The organism is Aquabacterium sp. (assembly GCF_016234775.1).
Lineage (GTDB): Bacteria > Pseudomonadota > Gammaproteobacteria > Burkholderiales > Burkholderiaceae_C > Aquabacterium.
On the sequence record NZ_JACRAH010000062.1, the window covers coordinates 44463 to 66237 of the forward strand.

The window sequence follows — 21775 nt, forward strand, 5'->3', positions numbered from 1 at the left end:
CCAGGGCGCTGATCCTCGGGTAACGGCGGCCTTGTCGGCTGTGCCGCGCCACCGTGCCTTCATCGGCATGGGTGGCAACCTGGGGGATGTGGCTGCGCGCTTGCAAGATGCTTTGCGTGGTCTGGCGGATTTGCCCGGCACGCAGGTTGAGTCTGTTTCCGCGCTGTACCGCACCAAGCCGGTTGATGCTTCGGGCCCGGATTACCTGAACGCGGTAGCGGTATTGCAGTCGTCCCTGGGGCCGCACGAGCTGTTGCAGGCCCTGCTGGCACTGGAGTTGACCCATGACCGCGAGCGCCCGTATCAGAACGCGCCGCGCACGCTGGATCTGGATCTGCTCTGGTACGGTGCGTACACCTGCCAGACGCGCTCGCTGACGCTGCCGCACCCCCGCATGATGCAGCGCGCGTTTGTGCTGCTGCCCCTGGCGGAAGTGCTCAAGTCGCTCGCTGGCCATGAGATGCCCGTGCTGCCGGATGCTGCTGCGGTGGCCGCTCTGGCCCAGGCTCAGGGCATCGAACCGGCTGGGCTCCTTGACCTGACCTGACTTGAGTCCAGGCACCAGGCCAAACGCCCCGAAAAACCAGCCGATTGCGGCGAGTTTGGGTTTTTCTGAGCCCCGAATCAGCGGGAATTCGAGCAAGTTTTGAATCCAACCCCCTCAGAGTACTGGAATGTTGTTCAAAACCGGGGTAGAATCTCAGGCTTTGTTGGTGGGGCTTGCTTGCATGCTTGCAAGGAAGTCCACCAGTTGTGAGCGTTTTGAGCAGCGCCGTGCACACCGAGACCGGTCAGCCCGTTTTCGTCCGCGAAATCCGGACGTGGAAACACGGGAGCGGGCCCAGACCCTGGTGGCTTGACGGCAAACCTCTTGCAGGTTTTGTGCAGCAAACTCGAAGCAATCCGCTGGTGGCCGTGTTGGCAGCCCTTTGAATGCATTCAATCTGAAAGCGAATTTGTAATGACGACCATCCGTGTCAAGGAAAACGAGCCGTTCGACGTGGCCCTGCGCCGCTTCAAGCGCACCATTGAAAAGCTGGGTCTGCTGACCGAACTGCGCGCCCGCGAGTTCTACGAAAAGCCCACCGCTGAGCGCAAGCGCAAGAAGGCTGCCGCCGTCAAGCGTCACTACAAGCGCGTGCGCAGCATGCAGCTGCCCAAGAAGCTGTACTGATTCGCTTCTTGCTGTCCAACCCGCACAATGCGCTGATCGCGCTGTAGCTGGGTAGGCACCAAAGCCCGCGCGGGGACGCCCATGCGGGCTTTTGCATTTTCCAGCCCCGTTTTTCTCTTACATCGAGACCGACCATGAGCCTCAAAGAACGCATCACCGAAGACATGAAGAACGCCATGCGCGCCAAGGACGCCGAGCGCCTGGGCACCATCCGCATGCTGCTGGCTGCCATGAAGCAAAAGGAAGTCGATGAGCGCGTGGAGCTGGATGACGCCATGGTGGTGTCCATCGTCGACAAGCTGATCAAGCAGCGCAAGGACGCCGCCCAGCAATACGAAGCGGGTGGCCGTCAGGATCTGGCCGACAAGGAAAAATCCGAGATCGTGGTGTTGGAGGCCTATCTGCCCCAACGCCTGAGCGCCGACGAGATCACCGCTGCCGTCAAGGCCATCGTGGTCGAGTTGGGCGCCACCGGCCCTGGCGACATGGGCAAGGTCATGGGCGCGGTCAAGCAGCGTCTGGCTGGCCAGGCTGACATGGGCCTGGTGTCCGCCGCCGTCAAGGCCGCATTGGCTGGCTGATGTCTGGCTGATTGCTTGCTAGCAACGAAGACGTGCATAGCTGGGTAGCCGCCGCTGGAGTGCGGCTACAGTCTCCGGGTTTCATCAAACAGGGTCCACCATGAGCAACGTGTCCTTGACGCCGATCGCAGAAGACGTTTACGCCGCCCCCCAACTCACGCCGGAAGCCATGGCCGCTGCGGCCGAGGCCGGCTTCAAGTCGGTGATGAACAATCGCCCCGACATGGAAGGTGGTGCAGAGCAGCCTGCCAGCGCCGCCATCGAGGCCGCAGCCAAGGCCGCCGGCCTGGTGTATGCGCATCTGCCGGTGCAGGGTGGCTATCAGTCTCCTGAAGAAATCGCCAGGTGCGCCGAGTTGCTCAAGACCCTGCCGCGTCCCTTGCTGATGTTCTGCCGCAGTGGTGCGCGCTCCAGCAGGCTGTACATGCAGGCTGTGGCCCTCGATCAATAAGGTTTGCGCTTCATGCAAAGCTACATCCGCTTGATGGATGCGGTGTCGCGTTGGTGCGGCAATCTGGCATCCTGGGCCCTGTTTGCCGCCTGCCTGATCAGCGCGGGCAACGCCACCTTGCGTTATGCCTTCAACATCGGCTCCAACTCCTGGCTGGAGGTGCAGTGGTACCTGTTCGGCATGGCCGTGTTTGCAGGGGCGCCCATGCTGCTCAAGCTCAATGAGCACGTCCGTGTGGACGTGGTCTATGGCGGGCGCTCTGGCCGCACCAAGGCCTGGATCGATCTGCTGGGCATCCTGTTCGTGTTGTTGCCGCTTTGTTTGACCGTGGCCTGGCTGGCCTGGCCTTTTGTGGCGGAGTCCTTCGCGCAGCATGAGGTCTCGCCCAGTGCGGGTGGCCTGATCCGCTGGCCCATCAAACTGGCGATCCCGCTGGGTTTCACGCTGTTGGCCTTGCAGGGCCTCTCTGAATTGTTCAAGCGTGTGGGCTACCTGCGTGGTACGTCCAACCTCGATCTGCATTACGAGAGGCCGCTGCAATGATCGAGATGCAACATCTGGCGCCGGTCATGTTCGGCTCGCTGGTCCTGGCGATGTTGATCGGCTTCCCGGTCGCCTTCACCTTGGGTGGCCTTGGGTTGGGCTTCGGCTTCTTTGCGGTGTCGCAAGGCTTCTTCCCCGAAGCCTTCATGTCGAACTTGCCGCTGCGTTTGTTCGGCATCGTCTCCAACGAGTTGCTGCTGTCCATTCCCTTCTTCACCTTCATGGGTGCCATCCTGGAGCGATGTGGTCTGGCGGAGGATCTGCTCGAAGGAACGGGGCAACTGTTCGGCAGCAAGCCGGGTGGCCTGGGCTTTGCCGTGATCATCGTGGGGGCCATTCTGGGCGCCATCACGGGCACGGTGGCCGCCAGCGTGATCGCCATGGGTGTGATCTCGCTGCCCGTCATGATGCGCAACGGCTACAACATGCGCTACGCCACGGGTGTGATCGCCGCCTCGGGCACGATCACCCAGCTCATTCCGCCATCGCTGGTGCTGGTGGTGCTGGCTGACCAGTTGGGCCGCTCCGTGGGCGACATGTACCGTGGTGCCATCGGCCCGTCCATCATGCAGACGGGCATCTTCCTGCTGTTCACGCTGGGTGTGGCGATCCTCCGTCCGCAGTGGGTGCCGCCCCTGCCGGAAGAGGCACGCACCGAGCGGGGCTGGGCGCTGTTCAAGCGCGTGATGTGGGGCATGCTGCCGTCCGTCGTGCTGATCTTCCTGGTGCTGGGCACGCTCTTCATGGGCCTGGCCACACCGACGGAAGCGGGGGCACTCGGCGCCATCGGTGGCATGGTGCTGGCTGCGCTGCACCGTCGGCTTACGCTGTCGCTCATCTGGCAGGCCATGGATTCGACCATGCGCGTCACGGCCATGGTCATCTTCATCCTGCTGGGCTCCAGCGTGTTCTCGCTGGTGTTCCAGGGCGTGGACGGCAACAAGTGGATCGAAGATCTGCTGTCGAATCTGCCAGGGGGGCCTGTGGGCTTCCTGATCGTGGTGAACATCTTCGTGTTCTTCCTGGCCTTTTTCCTGGACTTCTTCGAGATCGCTTTCATCATCGTGCCGCTGCTGGCGCCGGTGGCCGAGAAGCTGGGCATCGATCTGGTGTGGTTCGGTGTGCTCTTGTGCGTGAACATGCAGACCAGCTTCATGCACCCACCCTTTGGCTTCGCCCTGTTCTACCTGCGCGGCATTGCCGACCAGATTTTCAAGAACAAGGCCATCGAGCGGCCCATCGAGTCCAGGGACATTTACCTGGGGGCGATGCCCTGGGTGGTGATGCAATTGATGTTGGTTGCGGTCGTGATTTTCTGGCCCGAGTCCGTGACCTACTGGTTGGACAAGGAGCAGAAGGTCAACGTCGACGACGTGAAGATCGAGATGCAGATCGAGGACACGTCAGCGCCCGAGCCTGAGGCATCGGCGGGCAGTGGTGCGTCGGCCGTGGATGGCAGCATTGATCAGGTGAGCATGCCGGTTCCGGATGCGACGCCTGACGATGACCCGACCAAAGCGGTGAAGGACGCGATCAACGCGAAGTGACATCCGTCGCTGGCGGCTCAAACAAGTGGCGCCGCTGAAACGAAAAAGGCCTCCCTGTACGCGGAGGCCTTTTTTTCATGTCTGAGGGGTCGTGTCGGGTGCCTGAGGCGGCAGGCGGTGCTGCCCCCTGTGCATCCACCAGCGCCAGGGCGCGCCGATGATGGGGTGGGCGGCCAGTCTGGCGCCCAGCGTGGGATTGGCCTTGAAATGCGCCCAGATGCTGACCAGCAGCAAGCCAAGGGCGGGGCTGCGTGGCACAAAGGCCAGCGCGTAAGCCAGCGCAAAGCTGGCGAAGACCACGCTCGCCGTGCGCCAGGTGCGCTGCAAGGCGTGTTCACCCCATTGCGCATGCATGTGCAGGGCCCGCAAGGGCTGGATGCCGTGCGGCCTCCGCTGGACGGGAGGGCGACGGGCAGAGAGAGGGGCAAAGCTCATTGGCGGCTTTCCTGACGCGGGGGGACTACTGACCCCGGGTGAATCGACCGGTTCGATGCCGTACTTGAGCACGGACCGTGCCTGACATCATTGTCCAGCGACAAGCGTCATGCAAAAAGGGCCCGAAGGCCCTTTTTTGGTGATGGATTACCCGTAAGTCAGAGCTTGGCAGCCTGCATGTAGCGGTCAAACGTGGCTTCGGTGAAGCGGAACCACAGATTCTGGTCGCCACGGAACTTGGCGTAATCGGCGTAAACCTTACGCCAGTTGGGGTTCTTCTCGCTCAATTCGCTGTAGATGTCCATCGAGGCCTTGAAGGCCGCGTCCATCACGGGCTTGGGGAACTGAACCAGCTGGGTCTTGGCTGCCACCAGTTGCTTGAGTGCCAGCGGATTGCGGGCGTCGTAGCGTGCCTGCATCTCGGTATGGGCGTGCGAGGCAGCGGCTTCCACCATGGCTTTGTACTCGGCGCTCAGTGCATCGTAGGCCTTCTGATTGATGAAGAAGTCCAGTTGCGGGCCACCTTCCCACCAGCCTGGGAAGTGGTAGTGAGGCGCGACCTTGTGAAAGCCCAGCTTCTGATCGTCGTAGGGGCCGACCCATTCCGCAGCATCGATCGTGCCCTTTTCCAGGGCTTGATAGATCTCGCCGCCAGGGATGTTTTGCGGGACGGCGCCCAGGCGCTCGATGACCTTGCCGGCAAAGCCGCCAATGCGCATCTTCAGGCCCTTCATGTCGTCGATCGACTTGATAGGCTTGCGGAACCAGCCGCCCATCTGCGCGCCGGTGTTGCCGCCAGGGAAGCTGATGATGTTGTACTTGGCGTAGAACTCGCGCATCAGCTTGAGGCCATTGCCCTCGTACATCCAGGCAGACATCTGACGCGAGTTCAGGCCGAAGGGGATGGCACAACCGATGGCAAAGGTTTCGTCCTTGCCGACGAAGTAATAAGGCGCCGTGTGGGCCATCTCGACGGTGCCGTTCTGCACGCCATCGACCACGCCGAACGCGGGCATCAGCTCGCCACCAGCGTGCACGGAAATCTGAAACTTGCCGCCGGACATCTCGGCGATCTTCTTGGTGAAGACATCAGCCGCGCCAAAGATGGTGTCCAGCGACTTGGGGAAGCTGGAAGCCAGGCGCCAGCGCACGGTGGTCTGTGCGTGAACGATGGCGGGGGCTGCACCGGCAGCCAGCACGCCGGCCAGGCCTGCGTGGTTGATGAAGGAACGGCGTTGCATGTGGGGCTCCTGAGCGTCTGAGTAACGCCTCGGATTCTAGGAGCGCTGCCAGGCTGCAACGCTTCGGCCCATGCAGGGCTTACCCGCTGGTCGCGGTCCTAGGGGGACGAACGTGGCGCGGTGCCAACGCACCAACTCGCCACGCACCAGATAAGCGCACCAGATCAGCGCGCCAACTCCCAGGATCAGTGCCCGGCGATCTTCATCTTCTCGATCAGCACCGAGCCGATGGTCTTGCTGCCGTAGGTATAGGCATCGGCGCCCACCGCCACGATTTGCTTGAACATCTCGCCCAGATGGCTGGCGATGGTGATCTCGTGCACGGGGTACTGGATCACGCCGTTTTCCACCCAGTAGCCGGCCGCACCGCGCGAGTAATCGCCCGTCACGTAGTTGACGCCCTGGCCCATGAGTTCGGTGACGAACAAGCCGGTGCCGAGCTTCTTGAGCATGGCCTTGAGGTTGTCTTTGGGATCTGTGAGCTTGCTGTGCAGCACCAGGTTTTGCGAGCCGCCTGCGTGCCCCGTGGTACGCATGCCCAGCTTGCGTGCCGAGTAACTGCTCAGGAAGTAGCCTTGCACCACGCCGTTCTTGACCACACTGCGCTTGCGGGTGAGCACGCCTTCGTCGTCAAACGGCGCGCTGCCCTTGGCTTTGAGGATGTGCGGGTCTTCGGTGATGTTGATGTGCTTGGGGAAGACGGGCTTGCCCAGACTGTCCAGCAGGAAGGTGGACTTGCGGTACAGGGCGCCACCGCTGGTGGCTTGCACATAAGCGCCCAGCAGGCCGGCGGCCAGTGTGTTCTCAAACAGCACGGGCACTTCGCAGGTAGCGATTTTGCGGGACTTCAGGCGAGCCAGTGCGCGCTCGGCAGCGTAGCGGCCCACAGCCTCGGGGCGGGCCATGTCGCGGGCGTCGCGTTCGGAGGTGTACCAGAAGTCGCGCTGCATGTCGTTGCCACGGCCCGCAATCGGCGAGACCGACAGCGAGTGGCGCGAACTGGCGTAGCCACCACGGAAGCCGCGGCTGTTGCCGGCAAAGAAGTGCGATTGCTGCGCCGACACGCCGCCGCCTTCGGAATTGGTGATGCGCGGGTCGACGCTCAGCGCGGCCTCTTCGCAACGGCGGGCCAGTTCTGCAGCGGCCTCGGCATCCACCGCCCAGGGGTGGAACAGGTCCAGATCGCGGGTGGCGTGGCGTCCCATGGCCAGGTCTTCCACGTCGGGCAGGCCGGCCGCAGGGTCTTCTGCGGTGTAGCGGGCGATGTCGTAGGCGGCTCGCACCGTTTGCTCCAGCGCCTGGGGCGAGAAGTCGGAGGTGCTGGCGTTGCCGCGGCGTTGGCCCACGTAGACGGACACGCCGATGCTCTTGTCGCGGTTGCGCTCGACGTTCTCGAGCTTGCCCTTGCGCACGGAGACCGACAGGCCCGCGCCTTCGGACACTTCAGCCGCCGAATCGGTGGCACCCAGTTTTTTGGCGATGGCCAGGGTGTCTTCGATCAACTGCTGGAATTGCTCGCGGGTGTAGGCAAAGCCGGTGTCTTTTTCAGATGACGATTTGCCTGCGGTGGATTTTGGGGCGAGCTTGGGTGTTTTGGCGGCCATTTTGTGGATGCAGTGAGAGTGCCCCCGTATCATAGCGAGGACATGAATCCGAACCATATTGATCAAGACTCGGGGTTTGACCCTGAAGGCGACGCGCCACACGGTGCCGAATACGGCTACACCAAGCCCAGCAAGAGCATGCTCAAGCGCGAAAGCGCTGACTTGCAGGCGCTGGGCAAACAGTTGCTGGAACTGCCCGATAGCCGTCTGAAAGACATCGACATGCCTGAGCGCCTGCGTGATGCGCTGGACGCTTGGAAGAAGACCAAGTCTTTTGAAGGCAAACGCCGGCAGTTGCAGTTCATCGGCAAGGTGATGCGTGAGGTCGATGCAGAACCCCTGCGCGAGGCCGTTGCCGCCTTCCAGTTGGGGCATGCCCGTAATGCGTTGGCGCTGCACCAGGCCGAGCGCTGGCGTGCCGAACTGTTGGCTGAGAACGACAAGGATGCGCTGCATCGCTGGGTCGAAACCTATCCGGGCACCGATCTGCAGCAACTGCGTACCCTGATCCGCAATGCCCGCAAGGATGCGGCGCTGGTGCCCGAGAAGCGCAACGGCAAGGCTTACCGCGAGATCTTCCAGTACATCAAGCAGACCATGGAATCACAGGTGGCGGTGCCGGTAACGGGCGTGCATGCCGGTGAAGATGGCATCGACGACGCTGACGACGGCGAGGACGCGTGATGAGCGAAGCGGTGTCAGCTTTCGAGCCGGTCCGCATCGGTGTTGTCTCGATCAGTGACCGCGCCAGCTCCGGCGTGTACGAAGACAAGGGCCTGCCTGCGCTGCAGGACTGGCTGGGCAGGGCCGTGCGCAACCCGGTGAGCTGGGTGCCGCGCCTGATCGCCGATGAGCGCGAGCTGATCGCCCAGACCCTGCGCGAGCTGGTGGACCAAGAAGGCTGCCATCTGGTGCTGACCACGGGCGGCACAGGCCCCGCCTTGCGCGACGTCACGCCTGAAGCCACGCTGGATGTGGCCGACAAGGAAATGCCCGGTTTTGGCGAGCAGATGCGTCAGATCAGCCTGCGCTTCGTGCCCACGGCCATCCTGTCGCGCCAGACTGCGGTGATCCGCAAGCAGGCCTTGATCCTGAACCTGCCTGGGCAGCCCAAGTCCATCGCCGAGACGCTGGAAGGCCTGCGCAACGAGGAAGGCCAGTCCATCGTGCCGGGTATCTTCGCGGCCGTGCCTTATTGCATCGACCTGATCGGCGGACCCTATATCGAGACCAACGCGGCCGTGTGCGACGCCTTCAGGCCTAAGTCTGCACGCCGCAGCTCAACTCCTTCATTCAGGGTGGGGGACTCCTCTTCCTGATTGATGTATTGGATGCTTTCCGGATAATCCGCGTCAACAAGACACGAATTTCATTCAGGAGGGCGCATGAGCGCGATGTCATCCATGCTGGGCAGGGGCCGTGACAGGCGGCAACTCATCATTGCACTTTTTTGCACCATGCTGTTGCTGGCGTGGTGTGGTCTTGTCATCTATCACGTGCGTGCGCAGCATGGGCACGTGCTGGGTGATTGGTTGCTGGACTATCGGCAGGGATTTGTGCGCCGTGGCTTGATTGGCTCGATGTTGTCTGGTCTTGCCGATGTCACGCGGCTTCCAGTGACCGTGTGGGTAGGGCTGGCTCAGATTGCGCAATTTGTCGTCTTCATTTATTGCTTGTTGCGTGTGCTGTCCGGGCGATTCAAGCCATTTTGGTATGTGTTGTTGTTGCTGTCGCCGGCCACGTTGCTATTCAGCTTCTTTGAGGTGTCCGGTGTAGGACGCAAGGAAACCCTTTACTTTGCCTTGTTGACCTGGTTTGTTTTGGGGCTTGATCGTCAGCGGGTAACGGTGTTGCAGACACTGGTCTGGACCGCTGTCTCCGTGGCCATAACCCTGTCGCATGAGCTGATTCTGTTTTATGCGCCGTATTACCTAATTGCGGCCATGGGCGTGCCCAAACCGCAGCGTGCGCAAGCCTTGCGGGCGGCAGGGATCATGCTGCTGGGCTCGTGGATGGCGGGTGCGGCAGTGTTGCTGCTGGCCAAACCGCTGGACGGTCCCGCGTTCTGCGACACCCTGATGCAGTCCGGTTTGTCGTCAACGGTTTGTCAGGGCATCGTGTTGTGGAAGTTGCAGGATCTGCGCTCTTCCTTCGATGAGACCTTGCTGACCATTCGGTATTTCGGGTACCTCAAAACCTATGCCATGGCTTTGGTTCTGAGTCTGGCCCCTGTTTTTGTCTGGCTTCGTCGTTATCGTCCGGGAACGGTCCGCCTTCATCTGCGCTGGATGGTTGCAGCCTGGGCGTGGTCCAGTCTGGCATTCTTGCTGGCTGTTGATTGGGGGCGCTTCATTCAGATTCACCTTGTTTCAGCGTTGGTAGTTCTCGCTTTGCGATTGCGTCGAAGGGATGCGACGGCGCTGGCAGCGCCGTCGGTACCACGCCTTAATGTTCCATCGACCAAGGTGCGTTGGGGCTTGGCCATCCTGTGCATGTTGCCCCCCATCTTCTGGCACATGCCGACATGTTGCGAGTCTGGGATCGGTGGTGGCGTGGCGGGCAAGGCCGAGCACGGTGTGGTCGCGATCATGCGGCTGGCCGGGCTTTAGCCGGCGAACTGGCGCGCAACTCCGCTTGCACCGCCTCAACGACTCGCTGGCGGAACCAAAGGTTGCCGGGGTCGTCGTCCAGCGAGGCGTTCCAGTACAGGTGCGCATCCAGCTGAGCCGCTGACAGCGGGAAGGCGTGCAAGGTGTTGTTGAAATGCTGATTGGCCACCCGGGCGTACTGCTCGGGCATGGTCAGCAGCATGTCGGTCTGGCTGACCACGCGGCAGCCTGCAAAGTAGTGCCGGCAACGCAGGCCGATCTGGCGACGCAGCCCCTGGCGGCTCAATTCGTAATCCTCCAGGCCCAGGCCTTGCCGGCGGGCAGATACCAGCACGTGTGAGGCAGCCAGGTAGGCGTCCAGCCGCAGCGGGCCCTGGCCGATCACGGGGTGATCCGCGCGTGTCACCACCACGAGTTTGTCCAGCACCAGCCGTGTGTGGCTGACTTCGTTCGGGAGGGGCAGGGCGATGTCCACGGCGGCGTCGATGCGACCTTGCCGGAGCGCATCGGCGATATCGTGCCGTTCCACCTGGATGCTGTTGACGCTGATGCCGGGCGCGTGGGCGCGGATGTGCGCCATCAGGCCGGGCAGGGTGAGCGATTCCAGGATGTCGCGCATGCCGATGGTGAACACGCGATCAGAACGGGCGGCGTCGAAGCCTTGCTGCGGGCCCTTGATGCCCGCCTGCAAGGTGCTCAGCGCCTGCCTGACCGAGGTGGTGAGGCCTCGCGCATACGGCGTGGGCACCATGCGGCGGCCTTGTCGGGTGAAGAGCGGGTCACCCAGGGTGTCGCGCAGGCGCGCCAGGGCGTGGCTGACGGCTGGCTGGCTCAGGTGCAGTTCGCGGGCCGCGGCGGTGAGCGAGCCAGTCTGCACGATGGCGTCGAACACCAGGAACAGGTTCAGATCGATCTTGTTCAGATTCATTTTGTGAATGTATCCGGATTCAGATAATTCATTTGATTCATTCTGTGCTGATTTCTACACTGCGCGCAGCAAAGACTGACCGTCAGAAAGAGAGCAGCCCATGGACTTTGGCCATTCCCCCCGCGCCTTGGAATACGTCGAACGCGTCAAGAGCTTCATGCGTGACCACGTGATCCCGGCCGAAGAGGCGTATCACGCGCAGATGACCGGCTCGGCAGATTGGCGTCAATGGCGCCAGCCCGCCTTGATGGAGGACCTCAAGGCCAAGGCCAAGGCAGCTGGCCTGTGGAACCTCTTCTTGCCCGATCCGCACCACGGCGCCGGCTTGAAGGTGGTGGAATACGCCGCCCTGGCCGAACTGATGGGCTACAACACCATGGCCGCCGAGGTGTTCAACTGCAACGCGCCCGACACCGGCAACATGGAAGTGCTGCACATGTACGGCTCGCCCGCACAGCAGGACCGCTGGTTGACACCCTTGCTGGCTGGCGAGATCCGCTCGGCCTTCTGCATGACCGAGCCGGGCGTGGCGTCGTCGGACGCCACCAATATGGAAGCCACGGCCGTGCCCGAAGGCGACGAGGTCGTGATCAATGGGCGCAAGTGGTTCAGCTCCGGCATTGGCCACCCCAATTGCAAGATCCTGATCTTCATGGGGCTGACGGACCCGACCGCCGAGCGTCACAAGCGCCACTCGATGATCCTGGTGCCGCTGGACACACCGGGCGTGAAGATCGAGCGCATGCTGCCGTCGTTCGGTGTGTACGACGAGCCCTTCGGCCATGGCGAAGTTACCTTCGACAAGGTGCGCGTGCCCAAGGAGAACATCATTGCCGGCCTGGGTCGTGGCTTCGAGATTGCGCAAGGTCGCCTGGGCCCAGGGCGCATTCACCACTGCATGCGCTGCATCGGGGGCGCCGAGCGTGCTTTGGCCATGATGGCCGAGCGCGGTGACAAGCGCGTGGCCTTCGGCAAGCCTTTGAATCAATTGGGCGGCAATGTGGACGTGATTGCCAACGCGCGCATGGCCATCGAACAAGCCCGTCTGCTTACTCAGAAGGCCGCCTGGATGATGGACACGGTGGGTGTGAAGGCCGCCATGAGCGAGATCTCGCAGATCAAGGTGGTTGCGCCTAATATGGCGCAGGTGGTGCTGGACGCGGCCATCCAGATGCACGGCGCATTGGGTGTCACGCTGGACACGCCGCTGAGCACCCTGGCGGCCTATGTGCGCACCATCCGTCTGGCTGATGGCCCGGACGAAGTGCACCGCAAGGTGGTGGCCAAGTTCGAACTGGCCCGGCAGCGAGCCGCACGCGGTGAAGGCTGAGTGCACACAGGTGCCTGGCTGAGAAGCATTCAAGGAGACACAAGCAATGAGCGAGAAGTTGATCGATGCCGCAGGCAAGGTGCGCGCCGGTGAAGAGGTGGATCTGGTCCGCGTGACCGCGTACCTGCGTGCTGCAGGCCTGGCGGTGGAGGGCGAGCCGCAACTCAAGCAGTTCCCGGGAGGAGCCTCGAACCTCACCTACCTGCTGAGCTATGAAAACCGCGACCTGATCCTGCGTCGCCCGCCCTTTGGCCACATCGCCAAATCGGCGCATGACGTGGTGCGCGAGGCCCGCATCATGGAGATGCTCAAGCCTGTGTACCCGGCCGTGCCGAACGTCTACGCCATCTGTGAGGACACCGAGGTGATTGGTGCGCCCTTCTATGTGATGGAGCGCCTGGTGGGTGTGATCCCACGCCAGAACCTGCCCGACGAGCTGGGCCTGGATGCCCCCAGGACGCGACAGCTTTGCCTGAATGTGCTGGACAAGCTGATCGACCTACACATGCTGAATGTGAAGGACGCTGGCCTGGATACGCTGGGCAAGGGCGAAGGTTATGTGGCGCGTCAGATCGAGGGCTGGAGCAAGCGCTTCCGTGCTGCGCGCACGGATGACGTGTCCGACTTTGAGTCCGTGATGCAGTGGTTGGCCGACAAGCAGCCCAGGCAGGAAGTGGCCATCTGCCTGATCCACAACGACTTCCGTTTCGACAACGTCGTGCTGGACATCGCCGATCCGATGAAGGTGATCGGCGTGCTGGACTGGGAAATGGCCACGCTGGGCGACCCATTGATGGACCTGGGCAGCTCGCTGGCCTATTGGGTGCAGGCCGATGACGACCCCTTCATGCTGGGCTCGCGCCGTCAACCCACGAACGCGCCGGGCATGCTGACCCGCCAGGAAGTGATCGAGTACTACGCCCAACGCACCGGCTGGAGCGTGGCCAACTTCGATTTCTACGAGGTCTATGGTCTGTTCCGCCTGGCGGGTATCGTGCAGCAGATCTACAAGCGCTTCAAGGAGGGCAACGCCCGCAACCCGGTGTTCGCGACCTTCGGGCCGTTTGCCAACTACCTGGGCCAGCGTTGCGAACGCATCATCGCGCAGTCGTCGCTGTAAGGCGCAGCCTGTTCAGCACACCTTTCGAGATTTCAAACCATGAGCATTCCCAACACGTTTGATCTGACGGGCAAGGTCGCCCTGGTCACTGGTGCCAGCCGTGGCATCGGTGAAGCCATCGCGCGCCTGATGGCCGCACACGGTGCCCACGTCATCATCTCCAGCCGCAAGGCCGAGCCCTGCGAGGCGGTGGCGCAATCCATTCGCGAAGCGGGAGGCAAGGCGTCCGTCATCCCTTGCCATGTGGGCGAGATGGACCAGATCGATGCCACGTTCGCGGCCATCGAGCAGCAGTTCGGCCGCCTGGACATCCTGGTCAACAACGCCGCGGCCAATCCTTACTTCGGCCACATCAGCGACACCGACCTGGGCGCCTTCCAGAAGACGGTGGATGTGAACATCCGCGGCTACTTCTTCATGTGCGCACGTGGCTCCAAGCTGATGGCGAAGAACGGTGGTGGCTCGATCATCAACATCGCGTCGGTCAATGGCGTGGTGCCAGGCATGCTGCAAGGCATTTACTCGATCAGCAAGGCGGCTGTGATTTCGATGACGCATGCCTTTGCCAAGGAGTGTGCGTCGATGAAGGTGCGCGTCAACGCCATCCTGCCAGGTGCCACGGATACCAAGTTCGCATCGGCCCTGACCACGAATGACGCCATCCTGAAGGTGGTGATGGCGCATACGCCTTTGAACCGTGTGGCGGACCCCAAGGAAATGGCTGGCGCGGCCTTGTACCTGGCCAGCGATGCGGCCAGCTACACCACGGGGGCTTGCCTGAATGTGGATGGTGGTTATCTGACGGCTTGATGCTCATGCCACGTCAAGCCCGCGGGACATGCTTGAGCTTGTCCGGGTTGCGCATGACGTAGATGGCTGTGATCCGCCCACCTTCTGCGATCTCCAATGCCAAGGTCTGGACGACGCTGCCATCGGCCGCATGGAACACCGCACCGGGCATGCCATTGATGGATGCTGGCCGCGTGGCGCCGGGCTCGCGCAGCCACAGGCGCGCAAAACCCACCAGGACCTGGGCGACCTTGTCCGCCCCCAGAAGTGGCCTGGGGACCGAGTTGACCTTGCCTCCGCCATCGGCCATGAACACGACGTCTTGCGCCAAGGTGTCAGCCAGAGCCTGAACGTCGCCCATCTGCAAGGCCATGGCAAATGCCGTGGCGATTCGGCTGGCTTGTTCGGGTGACGGCGGGCTGGTGCCTCTGCGGGGTCTGCCCGCTGACAGCGGCGCGGCCTTGCCTGCCTTATCCGCTTTAGGCGACTGCTCATCGGGTGTCGGCACCGAAGCGGCCAATTGTTGGCGCGCTCGGGACGCGAGTTGCCGGCAAGCAGCCGCGCTGCGGTCCAGCACCTGCGCAATGGCATCAAAGTCCCAGTCGAAGACCTCGTTGAGCAGAAAGACAGCGCGCTCGCTGGGCGTGAGCCTTTGCAGCACCAGCAGAAAGGCGATCTCCAGATCCTGCGCCATGGTGACCATCTCTTCGGCACCGGCTTGCGCCGAGTAGGGATCGTCGATCCAGGGTTCAGGCAGCCACACGCCCACATAGTGTTCGCGCTGCTTCTGTGCGGAGCGCAGGCGGTCGAAGCAAAGGCGCGTCAGCGTCTGGGCCAGAAAGGCGCGCGGTTCGATGATGTCCGCATGTGGCACCTCGCGCCAGCGCAGCCAGCAGTCCTGTACGGCATCTTCCGCCTCAGCCACAGAGCCCAGCATCCGGTAAGCCAGACCCCGTAGAAATCGGCGATGTGATTCGAATTCGATTGTCGGTTCCATGTGCGATTCGAGTTGGTTACTGGTCGCCGTAGTCCAGGATCTGGCAATCTTGATTGTGGCCCAGGGCCCGTTTGACCATAGGGAAGCTACGGGCGCCTGCCATGGCCAGGGTCAGAGAGATCAGGCCTTGCTCACCCCATCTGGCTTTGATGTGCTGGCGCATGGCATTGGTGTTGGCCTCCTGCGAGTCAGGTCGGATGACGGCGTGAGCCCATTGATAGGCCAGGGCTGTATCTGAGCCCATGCCTTTCAGATCACCTCGCGTGATGGCCTTGATCACCTCCAAAGGCACGCCTTGTTGCCTCGCCATGTTGATGGTCAGTTGCTGACATGGACCGCAATCTTCGCTATGGGTGGCCACCCATTTGACAGCGAACCAGGGTGCGAGAGGCATCTGCGGGTGTCGGTAGGCGGCCAGGGTGAACAAGCAGGAGAAGGCCTTGAAGGGCTTGAGGCCCGCATCCAGTATCTGGTGGGTGTAGGCCATGTCGTAGTTGAACTGCCGGGCAAAGGCGTCCAGCCGCTTTCTGATGAAGGTTCTGGGGCCCCACATGCTCAGGGCCTCCTCATCGACGGGCTTTGCCAGGCCAGCAAGCCGGTCAGCAAGGCCGGCAAGGTCACGCCGGGGAAGGTTTTCCACCAGACTGTCCAGCCGCAAATGCCGATGGCGAGTTCGTACAGGTGAACGCCCGCATGGCTCATGAGGAACAAGGCGACCAACGTTGTGGTGGCCAGGGCGTCTGCCGGGCGCAGCAGGCTCCACACCAGGGCCGCAGCAGCGCTCAGATAGGCGCAGCCGATGTCGCGAATGAAATGGGTGTTCAGCGGGCCGGTCAGGCTCACGGTCGGGATGGTGTGATACCAGCGCTCAGGTGCGATGAGCATGAACAGGCCGTTGCCTGCCAGCGAGGTCGAAAGTAGGGCTCTGAGCCAGGGCATGGCGCGCTCCGTATGAAAGTGGCAATACCTTCATGACGAAGCTGCGCGACGCTTTGTGACGCGAAGCAAGAACTTTCGTTGCTTATATCACCGGGCTACTTCACCAGCCGGTTGAGACCTTCGGCATCAAAGTGCTCTTGCGTCTGCGCATCGGTGGGCAGGCAGGTGCGGGCGTCTTCGGTCTGCGCTTCCTTGGCCAGCTTGCCGATGGCCTGCCACAACAAGGTGATCTGGTGCTCGTGGCCGGAGGCGTTGTCGATCAGGCCACGCAAAGCTTGCGACAGCGGGTCATCGCCCTCGGTCACGCCATAGGCCGAGAAGCCCAGCTTGGCCGCGATGGCTTCGCGTTCGGCCTGCTTCTCGTCCATCACGGTGGCCTTGGCCACGATGATGCGAGCCGGGTTGCCCACAGCCGTGGCGCCGGGGGGCACGGGCTTGGTCACCACGGCGTTGGAGCCCACGCGGGCCCCATCGCCCACGGTGAAGCCGCCCAGCACCTGTGCATTGGCGCCCACGATCACGCCGCGGCCCAGGGTGGGGTGGCGCTTGGTGCCTTTGCTCAGCGACGTGCCGCCCAGCGTCACGCCCTGGTAGATGGTGCAGCCATCGCCGATCTCGGCGGTTTCGCCCACCACCACACCCATGCCGTGATCAATGAAGACGCGGCGGCCCATCGTGGCGCCAGGATGAATCTCGATGCCCGTGAAGAAGCGGCCCCAATGCGAGATCCAGCGGCCCAGCCACTTGAGCTGATGCGTCCAGCACCAGTGCGCGAGGCGGTGCATGGCCAGGGCGTGCAGACCGGGGTAACAGGTCAGCACTTCCCAGGCGGTGCGGGCCGCAGGGTCGCGTTCCAGGATGCAGGCGATGTCTTCTCGCAGTCGGGCAAAGAGCATGAAGAATGAGCTTATGCGTTTTTCGAATCAGGCCCTGGAGTTTACCGGGCAGACACAAAGACCATGGGCGGGCAGCGTTTGGGCATCTGTGCTTGATCTGATGTGGATCAGCGTGGCTTGTCCATGATGGCTTTGGCGATGCCGCGCAGGATGTGGATTTCTTCCTGGCGCAACTCGGCGCGGTTGAGCAACTGGTTCAGGCGCGGCATCAGCTTCTTGGGCGCGGCTGGATCCAGGAAACCCAGCTGCACCAGTGCTTTTTCCCAATGATCCAGTGCGCCTTGCACGGCCGCGCCACTGGCCAGATCAACGTCTGGTGTGCGTGCCTCCACCGGGAATCCGCCCAGCGCCTGGCGCCACTCATAGGCCAACACCTGCACGGCCTGCGACAGGTTGAGCGAACCGTAGTGGGGGTTGGTGGGGATGCTGATCACGGCATGGCAGCGGTACACATCCTCATTGGCCATGCCGTAGCGTTCACTGCCGAACACGAAGCCCACGCGGTGGGCGGGATCGTGGCGGGCCAGTTCGCCCAGGCCTTCGCGCGGGGTGATGGTGGGTGGGCCGAAGTCGCGCGGTGTCATGGCGGTGCCGATGGCATAGGTGATGCCGTCCAGCGCTTCGGCCAGGGTGTCGGCCACGCGAGCACGCACGAGGATGTCGGCAGCGCCGCTGGCCAGGGCCACGGTTTCCTCCTGGATGAGCACGTCCTCAAAGCGGGGGCGCACCAGCACGAGATCGGAAAAGCCCATGACTTTCATCGCACGCGCCGTGGCGCCCACATTGCCGGGGTGGCTGGTGCCGATCAGGATGAATCGGGTGGGGTCGGCGGGGCCCGCAACAGGGGGGGAAGCAGGCGAAGAAAGGGGGGCAGAGCTCATGAAAACTTCAGGATGTACGGCATGAATGCGCGATAAGCCCTTGATTCTGATCGGAATCGCTGAAAAAGGGGGTGCAAAAAGCAACAGGCTTCTATAGAATGCTCGATTCTCGCTCGTTCTTTGATCACTGCTGCGCCCCCATCCCCTGCCTGGACTTCAGTCTGGCCGGTGCTGACTGCCTTGCTCACTTGCCTGGATCTCCCCCGTTTCCAATGGGTTGATGATCGGTTTGTCGCCTTGCACTGTCGCTCTGTCATTCGTCTCAGGTGGTTTATCGGTTTCCAAGGTTAAACATGTCTCAAGCCCTGCATCCCATGCTCAACATCGCCATCAAAGCTGCTCGCGCAGCCGGGGCGATCATCAACCGGGCCTCGCTCGACATCGAGCGACTGACTGTGATCTCGAAGTCTCACAACGACTTCGTGACCGAGGTGGACAAGGCGGCAGAAGACGCGATCATCGGCACGATCCTGGAGGCCTATCCTGGCCACGGCATCCTGGCCGAAGAATCGGGCCGCGAACACGGCGCCCGTCACAGCGACTACGTCTGGATCATCGATCCGCTCGACGGCACCACCAACTTCATCCACGGCTTCCCGGTCTACGCGGTCTCCATCGCGCTGACCTTCCGTGGACAGATCCAGCAAGCGGTTGTGTACGACCCGAGCCGCAATGACCTGTTCTATGCGTCCAAGGGCAAGGGCGCCTACATGAACGACCGCCGCATCCGCGTGTCCAAGCGCACCCGCATGCTGGACTCCCTGATCGGCACGGGCTTCCCCTTCCGCAAGGGCGACAATTTCCAGCGCTACATGAAGATGTTCGAAGACGTCATGGTGCAGTGCGCTGGCGTGCGTCGGCCGGGCGCTGCTTCGCTGGACCTTTGCTACGTGGCAGCCGGCTTCTACGATGCTTTCTTTGAGACCGGCCTGAGCCCCTGGGACGTGGCCGCAGGCGCGCTGATCATCACCGAGGCCGGTGGCCTGGTGGGCAATTTCACGGGTGAGCCCGACTTCCTGTACCAGCGCGAAATCCTGGCCGGCACGCCTCGCATCTACGGCCAGATGGTCAAGACGCTGGCACCGTACACCCGCGTGATCTCTGATGCCGACGCGGCCGCCGCTGCAGCTGCCGACGGTGGCGAAGAAGGCGAAGCCGATCCGGAAGACGACGCCCTGATCCAGTCCTTGCAAGAGGCTGAAGATGCCGCGCAGGCCGCCAAGGCCGCTGAGCCAGAGAAGCCCAAGCGCACCCGCATCACGGCTGCTGCCAAGGCGGCAGAAGTGCGTGAAGGCAAGGACGACGCACCGTTCTGATGCCGGGCACCCGATGCGGTGCTGCAGTTGATGATCGATGAATAAAAAGGGGCGCCCGATCGGAGCGCCCCTTTTCCTTGATGGATTGGCTTTGCTTGATCAGGACGGCGCGTTGCCGCCGCGAAGCCTTTCCAGCTTGGCTTGTGCGGCGTCGGCATCCATGGGCGATACCTTGGGCTTGGTGCGCTTGGCTGCGGCCTTCTTGCCACTCAACTTGCCCTTCACGGTAGCGGTCGTCAGCGGCTGTTCGGCACCGGCCTCAGGCAACTGCGCCACATACATCAACAGCGATTCGCGCGAGCCCTCGATCGGTGGCTCGACCTGCGAGGTGAGCGCACCCTTGATCTGGGGCACGGTGATCTTCACTGGCGTGTCGTCGCGTGGGGTCTTGCGGAACTGCAGCGCGTCGGCCAGGCTGTTGGCGCGCAAGGCACCGGCACTGGCCTGCATGCGCTGCCCCAGCGGATCGAGCTTCCATTTCTCGCACAGATAGCGCAACAGGCTGGTGTGGTCAAACACGGTGGCGTTGACCTTCGCATCCAGCCAGGGCGACACCAGGATGGTGGGCACGCGCACGCCGAGTCGGTCAAAGGTCCAGTCTGACGTGTGATTGTCCGGCGGCACCGTGGCAGGCGGGCTCACGTGGTCGTAGAAACCGCCGTGTTCGTCATAGGTCACCACGAACAGGGTGGACTTCCACAGTTCCGCGTTGCTGCGCAGGGCGTTGTAGACATTGGCCAGCAGCATCTCGCCCTTGCGGATGTCAGAGGGCGGGTGCTGGTCGTTTTCGTCCTTGCCGAAGTACTGGGGTTCGATGAAGGCGTATTCAGGGAAGTCGTTGGCATCGCCCGCGGCCATCTCATAGAAATCATCCATGTCCTTGTAGCCGCGAAAGGTGAGGTAGCGTGTCAGCAGACGCGTCATCACGATGCTTTGCGGGATGCCGGCGTGGAAGATCTTCCAGTTCACGCGCCCATCAGACAGCCGATCAAAGATCGTGTCCTGGTAGTAGATACGCATGTTCTGCGGCTCTTTCATCGACGGCATGGTCAGGTGACCCAGGCAGGTGCCGCTGTGGATGAAGAAGCGGTTTTGCCAGGTCGGGCCAGGCATGGACGAGAACCAGTGATCGCACACGGTGAAGTTGCGCGCCAGGGTGTGCAGGGCGGGCAGCGTGTCGTCCTTTGGCGTGGCACCAAAATCGAAGTAGGCCATCACCTGATCAAGCTCGGCTTGCTTGGCATCCGGGTAGCGTTGCAGGAAGCTTTCTGCAAAACCCGACATGGGGTTCGCTGCGGTGCCCAACTGCTTCATCGTGTCGTCATGCTCGTGGTTGGGGTCGCGGCCCCTGTCGAGCACCCAGGCTGCGCCAGGTTTTTGCTGAACCACGTGGCCCTTCGATGTCTTGTTGCTGCGCGGCGTGCCTTTTTGCGGGATCCCTTCCACGTCCTTGTTGAACCGGGTCATGCCGCCCAGCATCTGATCGAAGGAGCGGTTCTCCAGCATCAGCACAACCACGTGCTTGATCGGATCGTTGGCCGGCGTGGCCGAAGCCTTGACGAAGGATTCGCCGCCCAGCATGCGCAGGTGGGCGTCTTCGCGTGGCACAGAGGCCTCGCTGTGCTTGCGCAGGTAGCCTCGGCCATACATGTGGTCGGACTTGATGGCCATGCGTTTGCGGGCCTTGGTGTCCTGGTCATTGGCGTAGGTCTCGTGGGCCCGCTTGCGTGGGTCGTAGAAGCCGACGTAGCCGCCCTTGCTCACGCCGAATGAGGGCAGACCTTTTTTCTTGCTGTCAAGTTGACCCAGGAAGTCATTGCGGCCACCTTCCTGTTCTTCGGGTGTGAAGTAGAGGGGCAAGACGAAGTTGGATACCTCCACGCCGTCCACCGTATAGCTCTGGCCCTGGACGGCATCGCACATCTCGAACCAATGGAACACCTCGACACCTGGCTTGGTGGGGTGGGGCCCCTGAACCAGCAGGTTGCCTTGCGGGTCGCCGATCAATTCGAGTGCCTCGTGGGACAGCGTGACCGTCCAGTTCTCGCCCAGTTCCTTGGACAGCTTGGTGAACACGAAGCCATAAGGGATGCCTCTGGCGTTGGTGTCGTGGTAGCCCACCGCCCCGTCGACGTCTACCTCGTCCCACAGGTAGATGATGGCGTCGCCGCGCAACTCGGCGGGGGCGTTCTTGTCCGGCTTGCTGCCGATGGCACCTTCCAGCCTCAGCGTCGCGCCGAAGCTCCAGTAGGGCTCGAAGTCATCCTTGATCTGCCGATTGATGGCCCGGATGACGGTTTGCAGCTCGGCATCGCTGATGCCGCGGGACCGGTTGACGATGGAAATCAACATGAGGGGCTCCTTGCGTTTTGTGTTGTCTCTTGCATGTCTGTG

Annotated in this window: 23 protein-coding genes; 13 read left to right on the plus strand and 10 right to left on the minus strand. The window is 62.3% G+C overall.

Annotated elements, in window-relative coordinates:
- The first annotated feature begins 67 nt into the window (after positions 1-67).
- The 6 genes from folK (at position 68) to HY836_RS17810 (ending at position 4296) form a co-directional block, all read left to right on the plus strand.
- Positions 68-547, plus strand: coding sequence for a 2-amino-4-hydroxy-6-hydroxymethyldihydropteridine diphosphokinase (folK, locus tag HY836_RS17785; RefSeq protein ID WP_290679047.1), 480 nt, complete (start codon positions 68-70; stop codon positions 545-547).
- Between the two features lie 414 nt (positions 548-961).
- Positions 962-1174 (plus strand): 30S ribosomal protein S21, encoded by a 213-nt coding sequence (gene rpsU, locus HY836_RS17790; protein ID WP_012346814.1) that lies wholly within the window; start codon positions 962-964, stop codon positions 1172-1174.
- Positions 1175-1308: 134 nt separating this feature from the next.
- Positions 1309-1755: a GatB/YqeY domain-containing protein gene (locus HY836_RS17795; protein ID WP_290678929.1), complete on the plus strand. Its 447-nt coding sequence runs from the start codon at positions 1309-1311 to the stop codon at positions 1753-1755.
- A gap of 100 nt (positions 1756-1855) precedes the next feature.
- Entirely contained in the window at positions 1856-2206 is a 351-nt protein-coding gene (locus tag HY836_RS17800) for a TIGR01244 family sulfur transferase (RefSeq protein ID WP_290678932.1), read from the plus strand.
- A gap of 12 nt (positions 2207-2218) precedes the next feature.
- The gene (locus tag HY836_RS17805) at positions 2219-2749 is read left to right on the plus strand and encodes a TRAP transporter small permease subunit (protein ID WP_290678935.1); all 531 of its coding nucleotides are present in this window, start codon (positions 2219-2221) and stop codon (positions 2747-2749) included.
- Positions 2749-4296: a TRAP transporter large permease subunit gene (locus HY836_RS17810; RefSeq protein WP_290679050.1), complete on the plus strand. Its 1548-nt coding sequence runs from the start codon at positions 2749-2751 to the stop codon at positions 4294-4296. The genes HY836_RS17805 and HY836_RS17810 overlap by 1 nt, the downstream gene beginning before the upstream one ends.
- Before the next feature lie 75 nt (positions 4297-4371).
- On the opposite strand, the gene HY836_RS17815 is transcribed toward HY836_RS17810, so the two are convergent.
- From HY836_RS17815 to pmbA, 3 genes are all read right to left on the minus strand, one after another.
- Positions 4372-4731, minus strand: a complete 360-nt coding sequence (locus tag HY836_RS17815) for a hypothetical protein (protein WP_290678938.1) — start codon at positions 4729-4731, stop codon at positions 4372-4374.
- Between the two features lie 158 nt (positions 4732-4889).
- Complete coding sequence (locus HY836_RS17820; RefSeq protein WP_290678941.1) at positions 4890-5972, minus strand: TRAP transporter substrate-binding protein; 1083 nt, start codon at positions 5970-5972, stop codon at positions 4890-4892.
- Positions 5973-6157: 185 nt separating this feature from the next.
- Entirely contained in the window at positions 6158-7576 is a 1419-nt protein-coding gene (gene pmbA / locus HY836_RS17825) for a metalloprotease PmbA (protein WP_290678944.1), read from the minus strand.
- A gap of 42 nt (positions 7577-7618) precedes the next feature.
- Here pmbA and yjgA point away from each other — a divergent pair, with 42 nt between their 5' ends.
- From yjgA to HY836_RS17840, 3 genes are all read left to right on the plus strand, one after another.
- Complete coding sequence (gene yjgA, locus HY836_RS17830) at positions 7619-8260, plus strand: ribosome biogenesis factor YjgA (RefSeq protein ID WP_290678947.1); 642 nt, start codon at positions 7619-7621, stop codon at positions 8258-8260.
- Positions 8260-8895: a molybdopterin adenylyltransferase gene (gene mog / locus HY836_RS17835; RefSeq protein ID WP_290678950.1), complete on the plus strand. Its 636-nt coding sequence runs from the start codon at positions 8260-8262 to the stop codon at positions 8893-8895. Before yjgA ends, mog begins: the two co-directional genes overlap by 1 nt.
- A gap of 249 nt (positions 8896-9144) precedes the next feature.
- Positions 9145-10185: a hypothetical protein gene (locus tag HY836_RS17840; protein WP_290678953.1), complete on the plus strand. Its 1041-nt coding sequence runs from the start codon at positions 9145-9147 to the stop codon at positions 10183-10185.
- Here HY836_RS17840 and HY836_RS17845 read toward each other — a convergent pair.
- Positions 10163-11113, minus strand: coding sequence for a LysR family transcriptional regulator (locus HY836_RS17845; RefSeq protein WP_290678956.1), 951 nt, complete (start codon positions 11111-11113; stop codon positions 10163-10165). The genes HY836_RS17840 and HY836_RS17845 overlap by 23 nt on opposite strands.
- A 100-nt stretch (positions 11114-11213) precedes the next feature.
- On the opposite strand from HY836_RS17845, the gene HY836_RS17850 reads away from it, so the two are divergent.
- From HY836_RS17850 to HY836_RS17860, 3 genes are read left to right on the plus strand one after another with little or no spacing between them, the layout of a single operon-like run.
- On the plus strand, positions 11214-12443 hold the full coding sequence (locus tag HY836_RS17850) for an acyl-CoA dehydrogenase family protein (protein ID WP_290678959.1): 1230 nt from the start codon (positions 11214-11216) through the stop codon (positions 12441-12443).
- Between the two features lie 46 nt (positions 12444-12489).
- Entirely contained in the window at positions 12490-13563 is a 1074-nt protein-coding gene (locus HY836_RS17855; RefSeq protein WP_290678962.1) for a phosphotransferase family protein, read from the plus strand.
- A gap of 39 nt (positions 13564-13602) precedes the next feature.
- Complete coding sequence (locus tag HY836_RS17860; protein WP_290678965.1) at positions 13603-14373, plus strand: SDR family oxidoreductase; 771 nt, start codon at positions 13603-13605, stop codon at positions 14371-14373.
- Between the two features lie 13 nt (positions 14374-14386).
- Here the strand turns inward: HY836_RS17860 and HY836_RS17865 are convergent, their stop codons facing one another.
- The 5 genes from HY836_RS17865 to HY836_RS17885 form a co-directional block, all read right to left on the minus strand.
- Entirely contained in the window at positions 14387-15349 is a 963-nt protein-coding gene (locus tag HY836_RS17865; RefSeq protein ID WP_290678967.1) for a sigma-70 family RNA polymerase sigma factor, read from the minus strand.
- A gap of 16 nt (positions 15350-15365) precedes the next feature.
- Entirely contained in the window at positions 15366-15902 is a 537-nt protein-coding gene (locus tag HY836_RS17870; protein WP_290678970.1) for a hypothetical protein, read from the minus strand.
- A gap of 2 nt (positions 15903-15904) precedes the next feature.
- Positions 15905-16288 (minus strand): hypothetical protein, encoded by a 384-nt coding sequence (locus HY836_RS17875; RefSeq protein WP_290678972.1) that lies wholly within the window; start codon positions 16286-16288, stop codon positions 15905-15907.
- Between the two features lie 95 nt (positions 16289-16383).
- Complete coding sequence (cysE, locus tag HY836_RS17880; protein WP_290678975.1) at positions 16384-17184, minus strand: serine O-acetyltransferase; 801 nt, start codon at positions 17182-17184, stop codon at positions 16384-16386.
- A gap of 107 nt (positions 17185-17291) precedes the next feature.
- Positions 17292-18065 carry an RNA methyltransferase gene (locus HY836_RS17885; protein ID WP_290678978.1) on the minus strand — a complete coding sequence of 258 codons (774 nt, stop codon included), beginning with the start codon at positions 18063-18065 and terminating at the stop codon, positions 17292-17294.
- A gap of 293 nt (positions 18066-18358) precedes the next feature.
- Here HY836_RS17885 and HY836_RS17890 point away from each other — a divergent pair, with 293 nt between their 5' ends.
- Positions 18359-19381: an inositol monophosphatase family protein gene (locus tag HY836_RS17890; RefSeq protein WP_290678981.1), complete on the plus strand. Its 1023-nt coding sequence runs from the start codon at positions 18359-18361 to the stop codon at positions 19379-19381.
- Positions 19382-19480: 99 nt separating this feature from the next.
- On the opposite strand, the gene HY836_RS17895 is transcribed toward HY836_RS17890, so the two are convergent.
- The gene (locus HY836_RS17895; RefSeq protein WP_290678983.1) at positions 19481-21733 is read right to left on the minus strand and encodes an alkaline phosphatase family protein; all 2253 of its coding nucleotides are present in this window, start codon (positions 21731-21733) and stop codon (positions 19481-19483) included.
- Between the last annotated feature and the right edge of the window lie 42 nt (positions 21734-21775).